Consider the following 23,736-nt stretch of genomic DNA (forward strand, 5'->3'; position numbering starts at 1 on the left):
CTTTCTATTTACATAGTATAGTCTATTTTTTTAGCTGTGCACGTACATTTTTTGAACGTTTTTAGACTAAAACGTGACTTTCTTGTGACAAAAAAGGGAAGGATCTCTTTATTTTTTCATAAAAAAAGCACGCTCTGATTTGAGCTTGCTTCTCTACGGTCGATATTTTGCTTTCGCATTTAATTTAGATTGACGAATGATTTGGTTAATGACTTCAGAAAATACAATACCAATGGCAATTGAACCTGAAATCATAAAGGCTTTTGCTGCAAGACTAATCGCTTCATTATAATTATTTTCTACAAAGTTACGCATGGCATCGTATGCTGTTCCCCCTGGAACGAGCGGAATAATACCTGCTACGGTGAAAATAATGATCGGCGTACGATAAATTTTTGCGTAAATTTGACTAATAATAGCAATAAAAAAGGCCGATGCTACAGTGCTTGGAATTTCATCTACACCATAGAACGTTAGCAAATAGTAAATGAGCCAGCCAATCATTCCGACAAAGCCACTTTTTAATAATGATTCACGTGGAACATTAAAAATGATCCCAAACGCTGCTGAAGCAATAAAACTTGTAATTATCTGCTCTACGATATGCATATGATGCCTCCCTTCTATAGAAGCGTAAATACAATGGCAATACCTGCACCAATAGCAAATGCCGTCAGAAACGCTTCTGCTCCTTTTGATAATCCAGACAGTAAATGTCCCGCCATTAAATCTCGCACTGCATTGGTAATCGATAACCCAGGAACGAGAGGCATAACGGATCCAATAATAATTTTATCAATTTGCGTTCCTAGTCCTGAAGCGACTAAAAGAGCTGATAAAAGTCCAATAACTAACGAAGCGGTAAACTCAGCAAAAAAGCGAATCGGAATAAGACGGTGGAAATACACCACGGTTAAAAATCCGAGACCTCCTGAAAACATCGCTGGAATAAAGTCCGTCCATAAACCTTGAAACATGATTAAAAAGCATCCGCTAGAAATGGATGCAGCTGCAAGTTGAACCCATAGTGGAAAAGCTACGTTCGTTGCTTCAATTTCTTGTAGCATTTCATACGCTTCCTCCAAGGAGATGTTTCCTTGACTGATGGTTCTTGAGACGCTATTTACCATAGTTACTTTTTTTAAATCGGTCGTTCGTTCGGAAATACGAATTAACTTCGTTTTCGTCGGTTCTTTCGTTTCAAGTGAAAACATAATCCCTGTTGGCGTCACATAGCTGTGGGATTTTTTTATACCGTAAGACGCTGCAATCCGCATCATTGTGTCTTCTACTCGATACGTTTCTGCTCCGCTTTCTAACATAATTTTACCTGCTAGTAAGCTAACGTCCATAATTTCATATTTATCTAATTTTTGTTGTGTCATCAAATCGCTCCAAACATATTAAAGCTTGGTTTTTTCCCCTACAGCATACAGTGTATAAGAAAGAGGGAAGTGGACGCAATGGTTAATGCAAAAAAGTGTGGACTTTTTGTCTCACACTTTCAGGAATAGTATATACATTCCTTATCAATTCATACGTTTTGTGGTCTCACGCTCTACTAATACAGGTGCCATTTTATACTGTACCTGATCTATTTCTTGCTGACCCTGAATTTGCTGAAGTAAGAGGTTTACTGCTTTTTCAGCCATTTTTTCCATCGGTTGACGGATGGTTGTTAGCGGAGGTTGCGCTTCACTAGCTTCTGTAATATCATCAAACCCTATAACAGACAAATCCGCTGGAACGTGAAGTCCGTTTTGCCACGCACAGTGTATCACTTTCAGAGCAATGTAATCCGTAGCACAAATAAGCGCAGTTGGGGGCTCTGGATGATGAGCTAGCTCATTTATAAACTGATATAGTTCATCTGAGTTATTCATATCTTCTTTCACAAACTTTGCGTTTGCTGACGGTACATACTGATAAAACAGAGACAGACGGTGCTCGACTCCGCTTACAGCTTTTCCAACGAACCCGATATTCTTATGGCCAAGGTCCGTTAAGTGAGCAACAGCTAATTGTATTCCCACCGCATCATCTACATGTACAATTGGCCAAAGTGCAGAAGAGCCGTCTCCTGTAAGAGAAACGTAAGGCGTTTGATATTGTTTTAATACGTCTACAAACGGATGCGGAGCGGCTACATAATCTAATAAAATGACTCCATCAAACCAATGATTCATCATCACATTTAATTGACGCTCAGCCGTTGTTTCTTGGTAATCCGTATGTCCAATAAGAACGTCCATCCCTCGACTTTGAACTTGCTGCTGTACCTTTTTTAACAGCTCGATTAAAAATGGGTCTTTTAAATCTCTAATTAATATCCCGATAATCCCTGTTTTTTGGGCCCGCAGAGCTGCCGCAAATGGATTTGTCTGATACCCTAAATGAGCTGCTGCTTTTAGTACTTTTTGTTTTGTTTTTTCACTGATTTTAATTTTACCGTCTTTATTATTGAAGATTCTTGATACCGTAGCTAATGAAACACCCGCTTCTTTTGCTACTTCTGTAATCGTGACTTTTTTTCTCCCCATTCGTACCGACTCCTATTTCCTTTTAGTCTATCGACCAAGTAAACATTTTTCTTTATTATACTACTAGAAGTCGGAACCACCCAAAACTACCTTCCCTACTTTTCACTAAACAGCCACTTTAACACATCTTGAATTTTTTGATCCCAATATGCCCAGTCGTGACTTCCTTTTCCTTCTTCATATGTAAAACAAATAGGCTCTTGCTTACATCGCTCGGAAAAACGTTTATTTTCCTGATATAAAAAATCTTCCGTTCCACAGCATTGATAAATACGCGGAGTCACTTCTCCATAGCGCCGGCGATTTTCAAGCAGCCAGAAAAGATCATCCTCAGGTCTAATAACAGGCGGGATGCCAAAAATCAAAGGATAATCTAGGAACTGAACTTCCCCTCGCTCTCCAAGCCCTTCAATGTCCATCACTCCTGATAAACTGGCAGCTGCAGAAAATTGATGTGGTTTGCGAAACGCCCATTTTAAAGCGCCGTACCCTCCCATAGAAAGACCAGCCACAAAATTATCTTCTCTTTTTTCCGATAACGGAAAGAATGACCTAGCCAATTGAGGAAGTTCTTCTGTTACAAACGTCCAATACTTCTTTCCATAAGCCATATCTCTATAAAAGCTACGATCTACATTTGGCATTACAACTGCAAGTCCTAATTCTGATGCGTAGCGTTCAATCGAAGTTCTTCTCATCCATATCGTATGATCATCAGAAAGACCGTGTAATAAATAGAGCGTAGGGTGTTTCTCACTTCTTGTATTGGTTTGTAAACCAATCTGAGATTTTGTTTGCTGCGGTATCAAAACGTTCATTGAAGTACTTATTTGCAATACTTCTGAAAAAAAATCACATTGAATAAACGCCATATTTCTCTTCCCCCTTACTTTTTCTTCCCTATTGATTGATAACAAAACGTACATAATTCATATAAAAGTTAAAAAATAGTTTGATTATTTACAATTTTTAGTTTAACATAAAAACATCTTTTATGAAAACGTTTTACGTATAACGTTTTTTTAAATTAAAATAGTGAACGCGATTCAAAGGAGGAATTTATATGGGGATAGTAAAAGTAACTTCTGACGAGTATAAGGAGCAAAAAGGAAATCTATTTTTTGTTATTTTCATTTCATGTGCAGCTGCTTTTGGAGGGTTACTTTACGGCTATGACACAGCCGTCATTTCAGGGGCTATTGGGTTGATGGAAGTGCATTTTAATCTCAGTCCAACGATGGTAGGTTTTGTTGTATCCAGTTTGCTGCTCGGGGGTGCCGTTGGGGTACTTTCTTCAGGAAAACTGAGTGATCGATTCGGTAGAAAAGGTATCTTGCTTTTAGCAGCTTCTTTATTTATCGTATCCGCAATTATGCAAGCGCTATCTTCAACCATCTCTTTTGTGATTATTTCTCGAATTATTGGAGGGCTAGGCATTGGTATGGCCTCCGTTCTTTCTATTACCTATATTTCTGAAATAGCCCCTCCGCACATGCGCGGCCGCTTAGGCTCTCTTTATCAATTTGCTGTTGCCGTTGGGATTGTTTCTGTCTATTTTGTAAATGACTACATTTTATCTATTGGGGAAGACGCATGGCAGAATTCCACAGGATGGCGCTACATTATCGGTGCTTCTGGGATTCCAGCTCTTTTATTTCTTCTTATCCTTTCTCCTGTTCCTGAAAGTCCGAGGTGGCTAGTAAAAGCAAACCGCACTGTAGAAGCTATGGACATTTTAATTAAAATCAATGGTACACACATTGCACGCCAAGAGCTGTATCATATTGAGCAATCGTTAAAAGAAAATCAACCGGCTTCTCTTTCGCTTTTTAAAGAGGCAGGCCTTCGAAAAGCGTTGCTTATTGGTATTCTACTTGCAGCCTTTCAACAGCTTGTCGGAATCAATGCCATTATTTATTACGCCCCGCAAGTTTTTGAAGCAGCTGGAGCTAGAGGAGATTTATCGCTCCTTGTTACGTCTATGATTGGTGTAGCTGCCTTTTTAGGCGTTCTTTGTTCCATGTGGCTTATCGACCGGATTGGCCGCAAAGCTTTATTACTTATTGGCACAGCCGGTATGGCCGTTACGCAGCTTCTCGTTTCTTTTGGATTTCATTCACAGGGTACTGAAGGCTTGACTACTAGTTTACTTATTGTTTTTTATTTATTTCTTTTTAATATTTCTATGGGACCTGTTGTATGGGTTGTGATTTCTGAAATTTTTCCTAATCATGCGAGAGGCTATGCAATGTCTATTTCTACCTTTTTCTTGTGGATAGCTAATTGGTTTGTGTCTCAGTTTTTTCCTATTCTTTGGAACAAAGCTGGAGGATCTTTTACCTTTTTATCTTTTATGATTATGTGTATCGCTTCATTTTTGTTTATATGGAAGTGGGTGCCAGAAACAAAAGGAAAGTCACTTGAAGAAATTGAACATATATGGAAGTAAGGGAAGAGGTTGGGGTATAACTAAATGAATCCAATCTAAAGAAAAACAAATGGGATACATGAGCTAAACGGCTTATGACACCGTAGTTGATTTCCGTGCAAGACTTCGCTTTCCGCGGGAGTCTTCATCTCGCCCTCCAATCAACTACTAGAAGAATTTAAACAGATGAAAACTATGTTCACCCTAACAAAAAAACCGAACCACTAATCAAAAATTTTGATCAATGGTTCGTTTTTACTTTGTCTAAAATACTTTCGTCCCAGCCTCTTCTTTTTATCGAATTTGTCCATCTCCGTAAATAATATATTTTAATGTTGTTAATTCCTTTAATCCCATTGGTCCACGCGCATGAAGCTTTTGTGTACTAATTCCGATTTCTGCCCCGAAACCAAACTCTTCTCCGTCCGTAAACCTCGTCGAAGCATTCACATAAACAGCAGCTGAATTAACGCGCTGTAAAAAACGCTGAGCATGAGCATAATTTGTTGTTACAATCGCTTCAGAATGATGTGAACTATGAACATTAATATGGGAAATCGCTTCATCGATGTCATCTACGATTTTAACTGCCATGATGAAATCCAAATATTCTTTCTTCCAATCCTCATCCCCTGCTGGAACAAGATCTGGAACGATTGTGAGCGCACGTTCATCACCGCGTACTTCTACATCTTTCTCTCGTAGCGCTTGAACAATAATCGGCAAAAATTCATGAGCCGCCCGTTCATGAATAATCAGCTTTTCGGCTGAGTTGCACACCGCTGGACGAGATGTTTTTGCATTAATGACAATACTGGCTGCCATGTCACGGTCATATTCTTCATCAACATAAATGTGGCAGTTCCCGGTTCCTGTCTCAATAACAGGAACCGTTGCATTTTTTACCACCGCTTCAATTAAACCAGCACCGCCTCGAGGAATTAATACATCGATATATTCATTTAGCTTCATTAACTCCAGTGCTGTTTCTCTCGACGTATCTTCAATAAGCTGTACGCTATGCTCAGGAAATCCTGCACTTGCCGCAGCTTGGGATAATACAGAAACAATCGCTTGATTCGAATGAAATGCCTCACTGCCTCCGCGCAAAATAACCGCATTTCCTGCTTTTAAGCATAAGCCTGCTGCATCACATGTAACGTTTGGACGCGCTTCATAAATAATTCCTATGACACCAATAGGTACACGCTGCTGCCCAATTTGTAAGCCATTTGGTCGTTTGGCCATAGACAGCACTTCTCCTACCGGATCTGCAAGCGCAGCTACTTGGCGCAGGCCGTCTGCCATTCCATGAATCCGCTCTTCATTTAAAGATAGGCGATCCAACATCGCTTTTGACGTGCCTTTTTGAACGGCTTTTTCTACGTCTAATTTATTTGCTTTTAAAATCGTTTCTTGTTGATCCAATAAAGCAGCCGCCATTTTATAAAGTGCCTGCTGTTTTTGTTCGCTCGTTACATTTCCTAAGAAATAAGAGGCTTCTTTTGCCTGCTTTCCTTTAAGCTGCAATTCACTCATTTCATTACTCCTTCAGCTTGTTTTAAGAATAACGTTCCAATTTCTTGGCCTTCAATAATATCTCGCAAAATACTTGGTTCTTTCCCATTTGCTAGGATTAAGCTCACGCCTGCACTTGTAGCTGTTTTAGCAGCAGTCAGCTTTGTGACCATTCCGCCTGTTCCAACGTCAGTTCCACTATCTCCAGCAAAATTCTCAAGCTCCGGCGTGATGCCATCTATTACTTTCATTAATTTAGAGTTAGGGTTTTTTGTGGGATCTGAATCAAAGAAACCGTCAATATCAGATAAAATAACAAGTAAATCTGCGTGAATCAAAACTGAAACAATGGCGGATAAATTATCGTTATCTCCAAAACGCACGATGTTTTCAATCTCATCGATGGCAACTGTATCGTTTTCATTCACAATAGGAATCACTTTGTCTTCAATTAATTTTTCAAACGTGTTCACAACGTTATTGCGCACATGTTCATCTTCGATTACATCTTTTGTTAACAGTACTTGACCAACAATGTGACTATACTCACCAAAGAATTTACTATAGATATGCATAAGCTCACACTGCCCGACAGAGGCTGCTGCTTGTTTTTCTCGAATAGAAGTTGGCTTTTCTTTTAACTTTAGTTTTTTTACTCCCACTTGAACGGCACCTGATGTAACAAGCACAACTTCTTTTCCTGCATTCATTAAATCAGATAACACACGCGCTAGTTTTTCAATGCGTGCTAAGTTAATATCTCCGTTATCATAGGTCAACGTAGATGTCCCTACTTTGACTACGATACGCTTGCTATTTTGTAACTCTTGACGATGGTTCACTCATTTCATCTCCCTAACTAAAAACACCTAAATGCGTACTAATTTTTTTAAAAATTATAGCAGAGATTATGTGAAAAGTCTTATAGTTTTTCAAAGGGAATTTGAACTTTCTAATTTTTAAAATAATTAAGGGAAAAACTGGTGATAAAAGCGCTTTCTTCTTTTATAATGAAAGTTGTAAGGGGAACACACAATTACATAACGTTGTGTAGTAGTACAAACATCAGACAACTAAGGGATAGGGGGATTTGTAATGAATGCGGTTACGATTGTTATTGGATCTATCTGTATTTTAATGATTGCGTATCGGCTTTATGGAACATTCATGGCTGTTAAGGTCTTGAAACTAAACGATGCGCAAAAAACGCCGGCACATGAGCTTGAAGATGGAAAAGATTACGTGCCAACCAATCGATGGGTAACATTTGGTCATCACTTTGCAGCTATTGCAGCTGCGGGTCCGCTTGTTGGACCTATTTTAGCAGCTCAGTTTGGCTATTTGCCCGGACTGCTCTGGCTTTTAATCGGAGCTGTAATCGGAGGAGCCGTTCACGATGCAGTTGTGTTATTTGCATCTATGCGCCAAAAAGGCCAGTCGCTTTCAGAAGTGGCTAAAAAAGAGCTAGGACCCGTCGCTGGTTTTTGTACAGGTTTAGCTATGCTTTTTATCATTACCATTACAATGGCCGGTTTATCTATGGTCGTGTTACACGCCCTTGAGAAAAATCCTTGGGGTACATTCGCTGTTGGAATTACCATTCCGATCGCAATGGGGGTAGGTATTTACCACAAAAAAACAGGTAATTTAAAAGCGGCTTCTACCGTCGGCTTCATTTTAATTTTAATCGCCGTATTTAGCGGTCCTTATATTCAAGGAACAGCTTTAGGAGATTTTTTAACGCTAGATATTAAAACACTTTCAATTATTCTTCCCGTTTATGCATTTTTTGCAGCGGCCTTGCCCGTTTGGCTGCTTTTAGCACCTCGAGATTACTTAAGCAGCTTTATGAAAATTGGTGTCTTTATCGCGCTGATTGTAGGCGTGTTTTTCGTAAATCCAGCAATTCCATTTCCTGCAGTTACTGAATTTATTCACGGAGGCGGCCCTATTTTAGCAGGACCTGTGTGGCCGTTTATTTCCATTACGATCGCCTGCGGTGCTATTTCTGGCTTCCATGCATTTGTTGGTTCAGGAACAACCCCTAAGATGCTCGATCGTTGGAGTGACATTAAAGTTGTAGGCTTCGGCGCGATGTTAGTCGAATGCTTAGTAGGAATTATGGCATTAATTGCCGCAACTGCTTTACATCCTGGAGACTATTTTGCAATCAACTCTACACCTGAAGTATTCAAAACGCTTGGCATGAACGTAACGGCTCTTCCTCAGCTTAGCCAAGAAATTGGCCTAAACTTAGAAGGCCGTACAGGCGGCGCTGTTACACTGGCTGTAGGAATGACGTATATTTTCACGGAAATTCCTTGGTTCAGCCACCTGTCTTCTTACTTTTTTCAATTCGTTATTATGTTTGAAGCAGTGTTTATTTTGACTGCTATCGACGCGGGTACACGCGTTTCCCGCTATTTAATTCAAGACTTTTTCGGTGAATTTTATAAGCCATTGAAGCGAGTAGACTGGCTTCCTGGGTCCATTTTTGCAAGTGCCCTAGCCTGTTTTATGTGGGGATACTTATTGTTCTCAGGAGATATTGGCTCAGTTTGGGCGCTGTTCGGCGTATCGAATCAGTTAATGGCATCCATTGGTTTAATTATTGGTGCAACCGTTATTCTTAGAATTGCAGATAAGCGCTCCTATATGCTTACTTGTCTTATTCCACTAGCCTACCTTTACGTAACGGTTAACTACGCGGGTTATTGGATGGTTAAGAATGTGTATTTAAATGAAGCTGCGGCAGGTTACAGCATATTAAATGCGACTCTTTCAATCATCATGCTTATACTCGGTCTCATTATTATGATTGCCGCGATTCAAAAATGGACGCAGCTTTGGCGCACGCCTCAGGCTGAACTAGCGGCGAAAGCAAACTTATCACAAAATATATAAAACGAACACGCTTGCTTATATAAGCAAGCGTGTTTTTGATATGGTAATAGCCGGTCAAAATAATTGCACACCAGGCATTTTTATTATTAAACTAAATATACTATACAGAAAATTTTTAAAATAGTTCGTACACTTCACATGCTTATAACCCCCACTGATTACATCTCAAAATTAACACTTTAAATTATAATAATTATAATTTAGTATTGATTTTTTATTTAAAAATGTTATTATTATTTCTAACATAATAAAATTCAAATAAGAGGTGGTTCTAAGATGACAACAAACAAGAATAACTTAACGACTAGTTGGGGATCTCCGGTTGGAGATAATCAAAATTCGATGACCGCTGGTTCACGCGGACCTACTTTAATTCAAGATGTTCACCTTTTAGAGAAATTAGCCCATTTTAACCGAGAGCGTGTTCCTGAACGCGTCGTACACGCAAAAGGCGCCGGTGCCCACGGTTATTTTGAAGTGACAAACAATGTTTTAGCCTATACAAAAGCAGCTTTCCTTTCTGAAGTAGGAAAACGAACACCTCTATTTGTTCGCTTTTCAACAGTAGCTGGTGAAAACGGCTCAGCAGATACCGTTCGCGACCCTCGCGGATTTGCTGTTAAATTTTATACAGAAGAAGGCAACTACGACTTAGTCGGAAATAATACACCTGTATTTTTCATCCGAGATGCGATTAAATTTCCCGATTTTATTCATACACAAAAACGCGATCCACGCACGCATTTGAAAAACCCGACGGCCGTGTGGGATTTCTGGTCTTTATCTCCTGAATCTTTGCATCAAGTTTCTATTTTAATGTCTGATCGCGGTATCCCGGCAACGTTACGCCATATGCATGGATTTGGCAGCCATACATTTAAATGGGTTAATGCCGAAGGAGATGGCGTTTGGGTAAAATATCACTTTAAAACAGAGCAAAGCGTGAAAAATCTGTCTCCAGACGTAGCCGCAAAGCTAGCTGGTGAAAATCCAGATTATCATACTGAAGATCTATTTAATGCCATTGAAAAAGGCGATTTCCCTTCATGGAAGCTGTACGTTCAAATTATGCCATTAGAAGACGCTGATACGTACCGCTTTGATCCGTTTGACGTAACAAAGGTTTGGTCACAAAAAGACTATCCGTTAATTGAAGTAGGTCGCATGGTCTTGGACCGAAATCCAGAAAATTATTTTGCCGAAGTGGAGCAAGCTACATTCTCACCTGGAACGCTTGTACCGGGAATTGACGTATCACCTGATAAAATGCTGCAAGGTCGACTATTCGCATACAGCGATGCACATCGCTACCGCGTGGGTGCTAACCATCAAGCGCTACCTATTAACCGTCCGCGCAATGAAGTAAATAACTATCAGCGTGATGGTCAAATGCGCTTTGACGATAACGGCGGCCGTTCTGTTTACTATGAGCCAAACAGCTTTGGCGGTCCGACAGAATCTCATGAAAATAAACAAGCGGCATACCCTGTTTCAGGCGTTGCCGATAGTGTTGCATATGATCATAACGACCATTACACGCAAGCAGGTGACTTATACCGCCTCCTAAGCAAAGACGAGCGTACACGACTAGTTGCAAACATCGTTGAAGCTATGAAGCCTGTAGAAAAAGAAGAGATTAAACTGCGTCAAATTCAGCACTTCTACAAAGCGGATCCAGAGTATGGAACACGCGTTGCAGACGGTTTAGGATTGTCTGTTCCGCAGCAAGTAAAATAAAGATATCAGTTTTCCCAATGAGAAAATAAAGGTATTTTTCTCATTTTAGATTTTCGTTTTTTCTCAATTAGTTTAACATTTTATCACTAAATAAGTATCCATATTTTATGGATACTTATTTAAATTCTTGTAAAAAGAGGAAGGGATGAAGAAATGGTTGGACAAGAAATAAGATGTAATCAGTGTCATAGAGAAATAAAAGTACTAAAGCACAGTACACTTTGCGGTTGCGGAATAAAATTACGAACGCTAAAAAAAGAGAAGCAACCAGCATAATGAGGTTGCTTCTCTTTTTTACTAGATATGCTGTTTATATTCACTCACATTAAAGAGTAATCGTTACTTTAAATAAATCTCCGTCAATTTCAATATTCAATTCTCCTCCGTGCAAATCAATAATTGACTTAGCAATAGCTAAACCAAGTCCAGAGCCATCGGTTTGTCTTGAGGCGTCCCCTCTTTTAAATCGTTCAAACAGCTCGTTTTTTACAACTAAAACTACATATTCGTCCATTGCTTTCTCAGTCTCCTTTCAAAAGTATATCATGGGTCATTTCGTCTATGGGTTTTATTGTAAACTGCATTTCTTAAGAAAAAAGAAGGGGGAATCTTAAGATTTTCTTAAGCATCATATATTGAAAAAGGTTTAAGGAATAGGGATAACAGGAACGTTAAAAGAAAAAATATAATCAATTCCTCATTTGATTCTAAAGAACTATCCGTGAGCGATTATATCTTTTTATTTAAAAGGAGGATGATTTAACTTGGAACGGAATCATACAATTATGCAATTTTTCGAATGGCATGTGCCAGCTGATGGCGAGCATTGGAAACGCCTCAAAGAGCTCGCTCCTCAACTAAAAGAACAAGGAATTGATTCCGTGTGGATTCCCCCGGTTACAAAAGGTGTTTCATCAGAGGATAATGGCTACGGCGTTTACGACTTATATGATCTTGGCGAGTTTGATCAAAAAGGAACCGTTCGTACAAAGTATGGAACCAAGCAAGAGCTGCATGAAGCAATTGATGCCTGTCATAATCACGGAATTAATGTCTATGTTGATATTGTGATGAATCATAAAGCTGCAGCGGATGAAAAAGAAACCTTCCACGTCATTGAAGTAGACCCCATGAACCGAACAGAAGAGATTTCTGAACCCTTTGAAATTGAAGGGTGGACAAAGTTTACATTTGAAAGGCGCGGCGATCAATATTCTTCTTTCAAATGGAACTTTAATCATTTTAATGGCACTGATTACGATGATAAAAACGGAAAAGAAGGTGTGTTTCGTATTGCCGGGGAAAACAAAAGCTGGAACGAAAATGTTGATCAAGAGTTTGGCAACTACGATTATTTAATGTTTGCGAATATTGATTACGACCACCCTGAAGTTCGAGAAGAAATGATCAAATGGGGAAAATGGTTAGCAGACACCCTGCAGTGCGACGGTTACCGATTAGACGCCATTAAACATATTAACCATGATTTTATTAAAGAGTTTGCTCACGAATTGTCCTCTTCTCAAGAAAAGCCATTTTATTTTGTGGGAGAGTTTTGGAATCCAGAATTAACAGCCTGTCAGGAATTTTTAGACGTTATTGATTATCAAATTGATTTGTTTGACGTATCGCTGCATTACAAACTGCATGAAGCCTCTCAGCAAGGAAGAGATTTTGATTTAACCACAATTTTTGATGATACATTGGTTAAAACTCATCCGTTGAATGTTGTCACATTTGTAGATAACCATGACTCTCAGCCAAATGAATCTTTAGAATCTTGGGTAGAAGATTGGTTCAAACAAAGTGCTTACGCTCTAATTTTACTTCGTGAAGACGGCTATCCTTGTGTATTTTACGGAGACTATTTTGGGATAGGCGGAGAGCATCCAATTGAGGGAAAAGAAAAAGATATTTCTGCTCTCTTGCACGTACGCTATGACAAAGCATACGGACAGCAAGACGATTATTTTGATCACCCGAATACCATTGGATGGGTAAGGCATGGTGTAGAGGAATTTGAGAAGTCTGGATGCGCTGTGGTGATGTCAAACGGCGAAGACGGCGAAAAGAGAATGTTCGTCGGCGAACACCGAAGCGGACAAACGTGGATCGACTTCACAAAGAACCGAGAAGACCAAGTTGTGATTGAAGAAGACGGCTACGGACACTTCCCTGTAAATGGCGGCTCTGTATCTGTTTGGGCTGAAGCATAAAAAAAACAGTGGCCTGCGCCACTGTTTTTTTACCATAGACCTAGCAGTTTCCACCACAAGCCGCCAATTCCAATCCAAATGATAATATGAATAATTGAAATTAAAAAGCCGAGCGACCACCATTTTTGCTGCGTTACATATCCACTACCGAAGAACACCGGTGCCGGTCCACTGCCGTAGTGAGTTAAACAGCCAAATAAATTGCTAAAGAACGCTAAAATTAATGCTGACAGTAACGGAGGCGCACCAGCGGCCACGATGACAGATAAAAATGCTGCGTACATAGCGCTGACGTGAGCCGTGTTACTCGCAAAAAAGTAGTGAGAATAAAAATATGCAATAGCTAGTACAATCAACGCCGTCATCCAAGACATATGACTAACAGTGCCTTTCATCAGATCACTGAACCAAGGAATCATGCCTAGATCATTTAAGAAAGTTGCCATCATAACCAAAACAGCAAACCAGACTAATGTATCCCATGCTCCCTGTTCTTTTTTGATGTCCGACCAGCTTAACACTTGCGTTAAAAGCAGCGCACATAGACCAATAAAAGCAGTTGTTGTTGCATTAATATTTAAATTAGCGCCAAAAATCCACAGCACAAGAAGAAGTAAAAATACGCCAATCATGTACCATTCTTCTTTCTTTAGCGGACCCATTTCATTTAGTTTTTTTGCTGCAATTTCAGATGCTTCCGGCGTTTCTTTTAATTCTGGCGGATACAGCTTATAAATAACGAGCGGAATAACAATTAAACTAATAATTCCAGGTACGATTGCAGCCGCTGCCCATCCAACCCATGAAATAGTCTTTCCTGTAATTTGTTCCGTCATTTTAACAGCAAGAGGATTGGCCGCCATTGCCGTTACGAACATAGCCGATGTAATCATATCGCCTTGAAACGATACTTTTGTTAAGAAAGCACCGACTCTGCGCTCCGTACCGTCTCCAGTTCTCGATCCGTATGTTTCAGATAAAGAACGAATGATTGGAAGAATAATTCCTCCAGCTCGTGCTGTATTAGACGGCATTGCAGGTGATAAAAGTAAATCACTTACGATAAGAGAATACGATAGTCCCAACGTCTTTTTACCGAATAAACGAACAAAGATATAGGCAACCCTTGTTCCTAGACCAGTCTTAATAAAACCTCTAGAAATAAAGAATGCAATAACGATCAACCAAATCGTCGTATTTTGAAAACCGCTGAGCGATTGTTCAAGTGTTAATGTATTAGTTAATACAATAATGGTTAAAGATAAAATAGCTACACTGCCTAATGGCAACGGTTTAATGATAAGACCTACGATAGTAGCCACAAAAATAGCGAATAAGTGCCAAGCCTTCACATCAAGTCCGGACGGAGGTGTAATAAACCATAAAACAAGTCCGATTGCCAGACAAATTAATAAAGGAATAAACTTCACTTCGCCGGCAGGCTTTTTAGTTGTTTCAGCCATAATCTTTCTCCTTTCATGTTTTTAAATAATAATAGTAGTAGTATGCTCTTTCCCCTTCGTACCCAATACTTGTCCCATTTAAAATAAAATAATTGTAAAAATACGTTTCATAAGGATGATATTGTAAATTTGTGAAGTGTTGAGCATAATTCCTTTATTATTTTATCATACATATTGACAATTTTTATCTTTCACCTTCATTTTATTCCCTTCAAAATAGCTTGTAAGCGTTATTTCATCAAAATAAATAAGCTGCATGAGTTCATCATGCAGCCTTGCATTTAACGATTTACTTTTTGAATAAACACGACTTTGAGATAATCACCTGACTTAAATTCTTTTATTGTTTTAAAATCAGCTGGAAGAGAGAACTGCTCCATCATTTTGTAACGTTCCCCTTTTTCGTTAAAAGCTTTTTCAATAAACGAATGAAATTTTTTCATATCAAAATTACTTGCATTCGTCGAAGCTACAATGACACCATTTGGCTTTGTAAGAGCAATGGCTTCTTTTAATAAATCTTTGTAGTCTTTTGCCGCGCTGAACGTATGCTTTTTCGATTTAGCAAAGCTCGGCGGATCTAGCACCACAAGATCGAACGTCATATTCTTCTTAACCGCATATTTAAAATACTTAAAAACATCTTCCACAATAATGTCCTGTGCTTCGTGATCAATTCCATTTACACTAAATTGCTCAATTGTTTTTGCCAAGCTGCGATTGGCCAAGTCGACACTTGTTGTTTTCGCAGCTCCTCCAAGAGCGGCCGCCACTGAAAATGCGCCTGTATACGAAAACATGTTTAGAACGGTCTTTCCTTTTGCATATTTATCTCGAATCGTTTTACGGACGTCTCGCTGATCTAAAAAGACCCCAACCATCGCTCCGTCATTTAAATAAACGGCAAAACGAATACCATTTTCTCTTACAATTAAAGGGAACTCACCTTTATCCCCTACTACAAAATCATCTTCTTCAATATACTGCCCTTTTACGTTGAAACGTTTTTTCTGGTACAGCCCTTTAAAGTTAGGCGCAGATTTTAAAGCTTCAATAACGTATTCTTTAAATTGATAAATTCCTTCACTATACCAGCTCGTGACGTAATATCCGTCATAATAATCAATGATTAAGCCGCCAATTCCGTCACCTTCACTATTAAATACACGAAAAGCAGTTGTATCTTCAGACGCATAAAAATCGTGACGAGAGGCAATAGCTCGCTGAATTTTTCGTACAAAAAACGCCGCGTCAATTTGTTCACTTTTCTTCTTCGTCAGAATCCATCCGTAGCCTTTGTTTTGTTTTCCATAATAGCCTTTGGCTAAGAATTGATTTTTTGGAGTGACTAAGTTAATAATAACGCCTTCTTCTTGCAGTTTATGACCATCAACAAGCGCATCTTTTTCAATGAGTGGATAACCTTTATTCACTTTTTTAATAAAAGCTTCTTTGGCTATAACTTGTACTTCTTTTCTCATGTGTACACCCTATCTATTTAATTTAGTTCATTCTAGTTTTATCCATTTTACGAGAATAATCTACATTTATCTTAACATAGATAACCGGTAATGTTTCCAGTTACAAAATAGAAAAGCAGAGGATACCTTGAAGCACCCTCTGCTTGATATGAATGAAAAATGAAATGTATGTTTTATGTTTTAAGATAAAAAATTATGAGCACTCTTGTCCAGTATATGCATCGAACTTAAGCGTCTGCTGCTTGCTTCCGCTCACTAAAGTCACCACGTATACAGTTATTGAGTTTTCTGTTATAAGCTCAATATGCTCTACTTTTCCTTCTTGATGTTTTAAAGCAAGAACTTTTACAGCGGTCTCCGTTAACGGCTGAAGCTTATCATGTTTTACATGTGTGATTTCACCCGAAACCGCATCGATTGTAACGGTGTATTCCGTATTATCTTTGATTATTTTTACTGTGAAAATCGCTGCGTTTTGATCATATTCTACCATTTTCACCTTACCTGCATATGTAGCCAATGCAAGATCTTTTGCATCTTGTCTCGTTAATAGCTTCACTGCTTGCTGAGAAGTATTAACTACTTTTCCTGTGAAAGCATCTAACGTTACCGTATATTGAGTGCTATCTTTAAGAATCACTGCGACATACTGACTAGCGGATTCTTTAAACTCTAGACTATATACGTAACCACTATATTGTTTAACAATTGCTTCTTTTATTTTTTGCTCTGATATTAGCTGCGGCTCTTTTTTATTCTCATGAATGACTTTCCCCGTTAGACCATCCACGGTTAGCGTATATTCTACTTTGCCATCTACTACAGTTAACGTATATTCATGCATTTCTTTGTTAAATGTAATAGATTGAATCGCTCCTGTATACTGCTTAGAAATGGATTCTTTCACTTGATTTTGTGTCCATAACTTCACTTCTTGCTTCTTCACTACTTTTCCAGTGCTTGCGCTTACTTCTACGATTCTTTGCTCAAGGTTATTCGTTACAATTGTAATCACATACACACTTGATTCCTGCTTAAATTCCGTAGATGTGACCGTCCCTTTACAATCTTGCAGAGCAATACCATTTGCTTGAGCTTGCGAGATACTCACATGTTCAGTTGTCTCTGCTTTCGCTGTCTGCATTTCTGCAGCGTGACTCGTTGTAATAGAGCTAAATGCAACTGCAGCTCCTAAAGCAGATGTAGACAATACTTTTACCCATTTAATCATCTTTACATTTCCTCCTCTTTCACCATTAGACTTTCCGTCTATGGCGTTTTATCTAGTACGCCGTTCATTATGCAAAAGATTTCTGAGAATAAGACGAATAGAAGCTTAAAGTTAGCTGAAGATATAAGAATAGCTACTATTTTTCAGCTTGCTTTCAGCTATTATTCAGGGCTGTTTCAGATAAAAAAGCATAATAGAAAGTAGAGGAGCAAAGGAGTTTTCACCATGATGGATCAACTAAAAGGAATTAAAGTCTTACTTATAGATGACGAACCAACTATTTTACAGTTTTTATCTTTAGGGTTAACGAATGAAGGATTTGATATCAAAGCTGCCCAAGACGGAATGGAAGGCATTAATATAGCCAAAGAATTCAAGCCTCATATCGCTATTGTAGATGTTATGCTTCCGGGAATGGATGGATTTGAAGTATGCCGCTTGTTAAAGAAAATGGGGAATATAGCTGTCATTATGCTAACAGCAAAAGATCAAGTAGACGATCGAGTAAAAGGGCTGACTATTGGAGCAGATGATTATATGGTCAAACCCTTCAGTTTTGAAGAACTTCTTGCGCGCATTCAAGCTAGAATCCGCAATCAATTTCCCAACTTATTAGACGAAGTATCCATCGGTCCATTTAAAATTGATGACCGCCGCAAAGAAATTAAATACCTTAATCACATACTTGATTTATCCCCTACTGAATATGCACTCTTAAAATTCTTAGTTATTAATCACGGTCTCGTACTAAGTAAATCCACCATTTTAGATCGAGTGTGGGGATATGATTTTGGAGGAGAAGAAAACATTGTTGAAGTATACATTCGATCACTGAGAGAAAAATTACAGGACCATAGCCGAACCGTTATTCGAACGCTTCGCGGTGTAGGGTACCGGATTGATATTTCATGAAGCACAAACGTTTCTTTCATTTGAACTCTCTTCGCCTTCAGCTTTTATCTAGAAGTTTACTCGTTATTTTGAGTTTACTGATGCTGATAGGCGTTTTTCAATACGTATTTATGAAGCAATTTATTTATACAAATAAAATTAGAAGCATCGAAGACCAAATTCACTTGATTCCCGATGATGTCTGGAAGCACGATATTGAAACAAGCCAGAACGTAAAACAATCATCAAGACCAATGGTTTATTTCCCGGGTGTTAATATTACCTTTATCAATCAAAAAAGCACCTTTTTACGGCTGGCTAAGGATCCACATCATTCTTACTTCCCTAAGCTTTCTGCATCTGCATACAAACAAGTAATGAAAAACAGCAACCAGCCGGACAACACGACGAGCCTCATAAAAAAAATGGATGGTCATCAAGAGCAAGTCATTGTTTTAAAACCCATTATCTTTGATGGAGAAATACAGGGAGTTATTCAAATTAATACTCCCACAGAATCATTAAGAGACCTCTTAATCAGACAAATGCTCATCTTTTTAATGCTTTCACTTACCGCAATGACCATTGCTTTTTTTGTTTTTTCTTCTGTTTTAAAACAGACGTTAGTCCCTTTGTTTACTACTACTAAAAAAGTAGAGCATATTAATGCCGGAAGCTTACATGACCGCTTGCCTGTTAATCAAGGACAAATCGAAATGGATCGCCTTTCTCTTTCTATTAATGAAATGCTTGAACGTCTTGAAAAAGCATTTAAAGCAGAAACAGAGGCCAAAGAACAAATGCGGCGTTTTGTTGCGGATGCTTCGCATGAACTGCGAACGCCGCTTACATCTATTCACGGCTTTTTAGAAGTTTTATTAAGAGGGGCTAGCAGTAATCCAGAACAATTAAACGACGCATTAAAAAGCATGTATGGAGAGTCCAAAAGACTGCACAAACTTATTCAGGATCTTCTGCTTCTTGCTCAGCTTGATCAACTTCCACCGTTTCAAAAAGAATACTGTTTTGTAGATGAGTTGATTTTAGATATGAAACCTCAACTCATACTATTGGCGGGGAACAGAAAGGTTTTATTCGACTTTCCAAGCCGTTTACCATCAGACATTAACAAAGATCAATTTAAACAAGTTGTTTTAAACTTATTTTCCAACGCCGTACAGCATACAAATCCAACTACAGGAGTTATTCAAGTGATAGGAAAAATAAATGAGAAAGAACTTTCGTTAATAATACAAGATAACGGTCATGGTATTCCTCAAGAACACCTTCCTCATTTATTTGAGCGATTTTACAAAGCTGATGCTTCACGCTCTCGGGCATATGGAGGAGCGGGCTTAGGCTTGGCCATTAGCGCATCTATTATAGAGCTGCACGGGGGGAAAATACGTGTAGAGAGCAAATTGAATGCAGGAACTGCTTTTGAAATCCTATTGCCCTTGACGTAAAAAAGACGATTGCCGTGAAGCAATCGTCTTTTGTATCAAATCAGCACACTTTTCCTGTTTGAGAACTGATTTTTACAGTATGTTGTACGTTGTCTGTTCCTTTAATGACAAACGTGTACGCTTGTTCACTGAATGAAACAGATTGAACCGTTCCTTTGTGCTGTTGAAGAGCAGCTTGTTTAGCTTGTTCTTGCGTAAACTTTACCGCTTCGACTTTGATTACTTTTCCTGTTTCAGCGTTTATTTTCACATGGTGATCTTTGTTATCTTTTCCGTGAATTAAAAATGTGTATACATCATTTACATATGAACTCGATTGAATCGTTCCACTGCAATTTTTTAATGCAATTGATTGAACCTGTGCTTTTGTAAATGCAGCGCTTTGAATTTGAATCACTTTTCCACTTTGTGCATTGACTCTTACGTGGTGATCACGGCTATCGTTTCCATGAATTAAGAACGTATACACTCCATCGTTGAAGCCTACCGACTTAACCGTTCCTCCACAGTTTTTCACCGCTACTGCTTGTGCCTCACTTTGAGAAAAAGATAGTTTTTCAACCTTTACCACTTTTCCGCTGTGTGCATTTACTTTCACATGATGGTCTTGATTATCTTTTCCGTGAATTAAAAACGTGTAGGCGTTATTTTCAAAAGAAACCGATTGAACCGTTCCTCCGCAGTTCTTTAAGGCAATTGTTTTTGCTTGAGCTTGTGTATATGTGGCCGCTTCAGTATGAGCCGACGCTTTTGTTGAAGTAATGTGCTGACCGTCTGAAGCAAATGCACTTGTCATTGAACCAAGAGCAATAGCTGTTCCAATTGTGGCACCTCCCACGGCTTTTGCTACTACTGCTTTTCCTGCTAATACTTTTCCAATCATGATTATACCTCCGCGTAATTTCCAATGTATTTACAGCACAAGCTAAAGGTTTTAACAGCGGTCATTTATCAAAATAGCGCCATTGGAGTAACGTTTTTTTCTGCTAAAATACCTTTCACTTTTGCTGTACGAGCCAAAGCGCTTCTTGTCCTCTTTAGCTATGTGTTTATTGTAAGAGCGGAACATGAATTCACTATGAAGCCCAGCTGAATGCTATCTGAACAAATTCTGAAAGATAGCTGAATAACTTCTAGTTAAACTTGTCATCTAAATGTTCAACGTTCTTAACAACAGCTCAACAAATCCAATGCTTCTCTTCATATTTCCTCAACAATCAAATGATTTAATAAATGTATGAATACGATTTGGAGGTTATCAACCATGAAAAAACGAGTATCTCTTGGACTATCTCTCACTCTCTTAGCTTCTAGCGCCGCTTCTGCTTTTGCAGCAGAGCATCATCCAGTTCAACATCCAAAACAAATCAAAAGCGTCGAGTTTCAGCCAATGAAAGCACCTACTACGATTGAGAATATGATTAAAACGTATACAGAGGCCTCTGTAAAAGTAACGTATAAAGATGGAAGTGTGGAAGAAACGCCGCTTAACTATAACCAACTCTTTCTTTCAAAAGATAAAATTGTCGATAATAAAGGAGAATTAATCGCCGCAGGTACACCAATCGATGCAAACGGGGATCCAATTATTGACCGAAGCGTTCCTGATCAGCCATCACCGTATGTATCAGACGCGCCGGATTCAAACAGCTTTATTACCATTAACGGTAAGTCTTATATTATTTCACATTATGAATACGAATCTGTTAATAATGCTGGAAAAGAGATTTCCGGTCTTCCTGCTTCCATGACGCTTACACAAGTTGACCGAGATGATAAAACAGGAAAACTAACCGTCAACCATGCTAAAAAAATTGATTTTTCTAATGTAAATGGTTTGTGGACGCCGTGTAATGGCTCTACAACGGATTGGGGTACTCACCTCGGTTCAGAAGAATACGAGCCTGATGCACGCGCTTTTGAAGACCCTGCATCTAGCTCTTATAAAGACGTTACGAACTTCGCTAAGCTTTATTTCGGTGACACGTCAAAAGCAAACCCTTACTACTACGGCTGGATTCCAGAAATTTCAGTGGATGAAAGCGGCGATGCGTCTGTCGTAAAACATTACAGCACAGGCCGTTTTTCACATGAAATGATGCAGGTACTTCCAGATAATAAAACCGCTCTTTTTGGAGACGATGGGTCTAATACCATGATGTTTATGTATGTAGCAGATAAGGAAAAAGACTTCTCAGCAGGAACTCTTTATGCCGCAAAGTTTAAACAAACGAGCACAAAAAATGGAGGGAAAGGCGACCTTCAGTGGATTAAGCTTGGCCATGCAACAGACAATGAAGTGAAAACAATAATCGACAAAGGCACAAAATTTAGTGATATTTTTGAAACAGCCGACCAGCCTACAAAAGGATTTAAAGCAGTCAAAACCGCCGCAAGTAAAAAAGTTGAATATTTAAAAGTAAAGCCTGGCATGGAAAAAGCAGCTGCCTTTTTAGAATCACGCAGATACGGTGCGATTCTAGGTGCCACGTCTGAATTCAACAAGATGGAAGGACTAACGGTTAATAAAAAAGACAAAAAAGCGTATATGGCTATTTCTTACCAAAATAGTGCCATGCTAAAAGAGCCTGGTGCTGTACAAGATGATATTCAGCTTCCAAAATTAGAGTCTGGTGTGACCTACCAGCTGAACTTAGGCTCGCATCAAAAAGACCAAGCAAAAGGCAAGATTAACAGCCGCTACGTTCCTGCAAGTATGGAAGGGCTATTGATTGGACAAGACCTAGAAAAAGCAGATGCATACGGCAATACAGCGGATCCAAATAAAATTGCCAACCCTGATAACCTTACGTATTCAAATGACTTAAATACACTGTTTATCGGAGAAGACAGCTCACTGCACACAAACAACTTTGTATGGGCCTATAATGTAAAAACCAAAAAACTATCACGCATCCTTTCGGTTCCAGTGGGAGCAGAAGCAACGGGACTTCGTGCAGTAGAAAACATTAAAAACTCTCGCTACGTACTAAGCAACTATCAGCACCCGGGCGAGGACATCAGCGACAAAAATATTACCGCTGTTGATAAAGAAGAGTTAGCTAATGCAATGAAAGAAAGCATTGGCATTCAAGAAACTGGTGGTGTCGGATACATTTCTGGACTGCCTTCTAAGGACGGCGCTCCTTACAAAAAGCATTAATACGTAATGAAACCACGTCTGTTGTGAGTGACAGACGTGGTTTTAGTATGTTTATTTTATGTATTATAGAATAACTCCACTATGATCTATGAACAAATCACCTAGGATATAACCCGCTACTCTCCTATGTTATGATAAAGTAAAAAGCTACTTAAGGAGGATGACTAATGAAGAAAAAAGTAAAAGTCGTTGCCGCAGTAATCGAAAATGAAAAAGAAGAAGTACTTTGTGCCTTGCGCTCCAATAATATGTCACTAGCGAACTTATGGGAATTTCCTGGTGGTAAAGTAGAAGAAGGCGAAGATATTTACTCTGCTTTAGTTAGAGAAATTGAAGAAGAGCTACATTGTAAAGTAAAAACGATTGATTTACATAATGAACACGTACACGAATACGAAACATTTATTATTGAACTTATTGCAATTAAAGCAGAAATCATAGAAGGTACCCCTCAACCAACCGAGCATGCAAAGCTGCTTTGGCTAAACAAAGAAAATCTCCTTTCACTTGTTTGGGCTCCTGCAGATATTCCGGCAGTTGAATTATTGGTGAAAGAAAAATGAGGATGGGACATAACGAAATGAATTCCATCTAACGACGAACAAATGGGATACACGAGGTGAATCGCTTGTGACACCGCAGTTGATTTCCGTGCAAGGCTTCGCCTTGCACGGAAATCAACTGCTAGAAGGAACGAA

At 38.9% G+C, this 23,736-nt stretch carries 18 protein-coding genes and 1 pseudogene; 8 read left to right on the plus strand and 11 right to left on the minus strand.

The genetic code is table 11. From position 1 onward, the window contains the following. Nucleotides 1-153: 153 nt before the first annotated feature. The 4 genes from ACH6EI_RS22920 to ACH6EI_RS22935 form a co-directional block, all read right to left on the minus strand. Nucleotides 154-609, minus strand: coding sequence for a threonine/serine exporter family protein (locus ACH6EI_RS22920; protein WP_013059882.1), 456 nt, complete (start codon nucleotides 607-609; stop codon nucleotides 154-156). A 14-nt stretch (nucleotides 610-623) separates the two neighbouring features. After that, nucleotides 624-1,385 carry a threonine/serine exporter family protein gene (locus ACH6EI_RS22925; RefSeq protein ID WP_013085528.1) on the minus strand — a complete coding sequence of 254 codons (762 nt, stop codon included), beginning with the start codon at nucleotides 1,383-1,385 and terminating at the stop codon, nucleotides 624-626. A gap of 144 nt (nucleotides 1,386-1,529) precedes the next feature. Further along, nucleotides 1,530-2,540 (minus strand): LacI family DNA-binding transcriptional regulator, encoded by a 1,011-nt coding sequence (locus tag ACH6EI_RS22930; protein ID WP_099331352.1) that lies wholly within the window; start codon nucleotides 2,538-2,540, stop codon nucleotides 1,530-1,532. A 95-nt stretch (nucleotides 2,541-2,635) separates the two neighbouring features. Further along, entirely contained in the window at nucleotides 2,636-3,412 is a 777-nt protein-coding gene (locus tag ACH6EI_RS22935) for an alpha/beta hydrolase (RefSeq protein WP_099000259.1), read from the minus strand. Nucleotides 3,413-3,603: 191 nt separating this feature from the next. Here ACH6EI_RS22935 and ACH6EI_RS22940 point away from each other — a divergent pair, with 191 nt between their 5' ends. Beyond that, on the plus strand, nucleotides 3,604-4,989 hold the full coding sequence (locus ACH6EI_RS22940) for a sugar porter family MFS transporter (protein ID WP_048021674.1): 1,386 nt from the start codon (nucleotides 3,604-3,606) through the stop codon (nucleotides 4,987-4,989). Between the two features lie 273 nt (nucleotides 4,990-5,262). Here the strand turns inward: ACH6EI_RS22940 and ACH6EI_RS22945 are convergent, their stop codons facing one another. Both ACH6EI_RS22945 and proB read right to left on the minus strand, forming a co-directional pair. Further along, on the minus strand, nucleotides 5,263-6,507 hold the full coding sequence (locus tag ACH6EI_RS22945; protein WP_099331354.1) for a glutamate-5-semialdehyde dehydrogenase: 1,245 nt from the start codon (nucleotides 6,505-6,507) through the stop codon (nucleotides 5,263-5,265). Further along, complete coding sequence (proB, locus tag ACH6EI_RS22950; protein WP_013085533.1) at nucleotides 6,504-7,328, minus strand: glutamate 5-kinase; 825 nt, start codon at nucleotides 7,326-7,328, stop codon at nucleotides 6,504-6,506. Before proB ends, ACH6EI_RS22945 begins: the two co-directional genes overlap by 4 nt. A 253-nt stretch (nucleotides 7,329-7,581) precedes the next feature. Here proB and cstA point away from each other — a divergent pair, with 253 nt between their 5' ends. Both cstA and katA read left to right on the plus strand, forming a co-directional pair. Then, nucleotides 7,582-9,390, plus strand: coding sequence for a carbon starvation protein CstA (gene cstA, locus ACH6EI_RS22955; protein WP_014457699.1), 1,809 nt, complete (start codon nucleotides 7,582-7,584; stop codon nucleotides 9,388-9,390). A 276-nt stretch (nucleotides 9,391-9,666) separates the two neighbouring features. Beyond that, the gene (gene katA, locus ACH6EI_RS22960; protein ID WP_099331355.1) at nucleotides 9,667-11,127 is read left to right on the plus strand and encodes a catalase KatA; all 1,461 of its coding nucleotides are present in this window, start codon (nucleotides 9,667-9,669) and stop codon (nucleotides 11,125-11,127) included. A gap of 325 nt (nucleotides 11,128-11,452) precedes the next feature. On the opposite strand, the pseudogene ACH6EI_RS22965 reads toward katA, so the two are convergent. Then, a pseudogene (locus ACH6EI_RS22965) lies at nucleotides 11,453-11,653 on the minus strand (ATP-binding protein); the annotation flags it as partial. Between the two features lie 238 nt (nucleotides 11,654-11,891). Between ACH6EI_RS22965 and ACH6EI_RS22970 the strand changes: the two are divergent. Beyond that, nucleotides 11,892-13,343: an alpha-amylase gene (locus tag ACH6EI_RS22970; protein ID WP_397378141.1), complete on the plus strand. Its 1,452-nt coding sequence runs from the start codon at nucleotides 11,892-11,894 to the stop codon at nucleotides 13,341-13,343. Between the two features lie 29 nt (nucleotides 13,344-13,372). Here the strand turns inward: ACH6EI_RS22970 and ACH6EI_RS22975 are convergent, their stop codons facing one another. The 3 genes from ACH6EI_RS22975 to ACH6EI_RS22985 form a co-directional block, all read right to left on the minus strand. After that, on the minus strand, nucleotides 13,373-14,806 hold the full coding sequence (locus tag ACH6EI_RS22975; protein WP_028411930.1) for an anion permease: 1,434 nt from the start codon (nucleotides 14,804-14,806) through the stop codon (nucleotides 13,373-13,375). 281 nt (nucleotides 14,807-15,087) lie between these two features. Next, nucleotides 15,088-16,287, minus strand: a complete 1,200-nt coding sequence (locus ACH6EI_RS22980) for a class I SAM-dependent rRNA methyltransferase (RefSeq protein ID WP_049166318.1) — start codon at nucleotides 16,285-16,287, stop codon at nucleotides 15,088-15,090. A gap of 193 nt (nucleotides 16,288-16,480) precedes the next feature. Beyond that, the gene (locus tag ACH6EI_RS22985; RefSeq protein ID WP_099331356.1) at nucleotides 16,481-17,518 is read right to left on the minus strand and encodes a PepSY domain-containing protein; all 1,038 of its coding nucleotides are present in this window, start codon (nucleotides 17,516-17,518) and stop codon (nucleotides 16,481-16,483) included. A gap of 228 nt (nucleotides 17,519-17,746) precedes the next feature. Between ACH6EI_RS22985 and ACH6EI_RS22990 the strand changes: the two genes are divergently transcribed. Beyond that, complete coding sequence (locus ACH6EI_RS22990) at nucleotides 17,747-18,430, plus strand: response regulator transcription factor (protein ID WP_028409748.1); 684 nt, start codon at nucleotides 17,747-17,749, stop codon at nucleotides 18,428-18,430. Beyond that, entirely contained in the window at nucleotides 18,427-19,875 is a 1,449-nt protein-coding gene (locus ACH6EI_RS22995; RefSeq protein ID WP_028411927.1) for a sensor histidine kinase, read from the plus strand. Before ACH6EI_RS22990 ends, ACH6EI_RS22995 begins: the two co-directional genes overlap by 4 nt. Before the next feature lie 40 nt (nucleotides 19,876-19,915). Here ACH6EI_RS22995 and ACH6EI_RS23000 read toward each other — a convergent pair whose 3' ends face one another. After that, nucleotides 19,916-20,758 (minus strand): PepSY domain-containing protein, encoded by an 843-nt coding sequence (locus ACH6EI_RS23000; RefSeq protein ID WP_099331357.1) that lies wholly within the window; start codon nucleotides 20,756-20,758, stop codon nucleotides 19,916-19,918. 381 nt (nucleotides 20,759-21,139) lie between these two features. Here ACH6EI_RS23000 and ACH6EI_RS23005 point away from each other — a divergent pair, with 381 nt between their 5' ends. Beyond that, entirely contained in the window at nucleotides 21,140-23,038 is a 1,899-nt protein-coding gene (locus ACH6EI_RS23005) for a PhoX family protein (protein WP_033580363.1), read from the plus strand. 167 nt (nucleotides 23,039-23,205) lie between these two features. Further along, nucleotides 23,206-23,601, plus strand: a complete 396-nt coding sequence (locus tag ACH6EI_RS23010) for a (deoxy)nucleoside triphosphate pyrophosphohydrolase (RefSeq protein WP_033580362.1) — start codon at nucleotides 23,206-23,208, stop codon at nucleotides 23,599-23,601. Nucleotides 23,602-23,736: the final 135 nt, after the last annotated feature.

Source organism: Priestia sp. JSM ZJ58 (assembly GCF_044383985.1).
GTDB lineage: Bacteria > Bacillota > Bacilli > Bacillales > Bacillaceae_H > Priestia > Priestia zanthoxyli.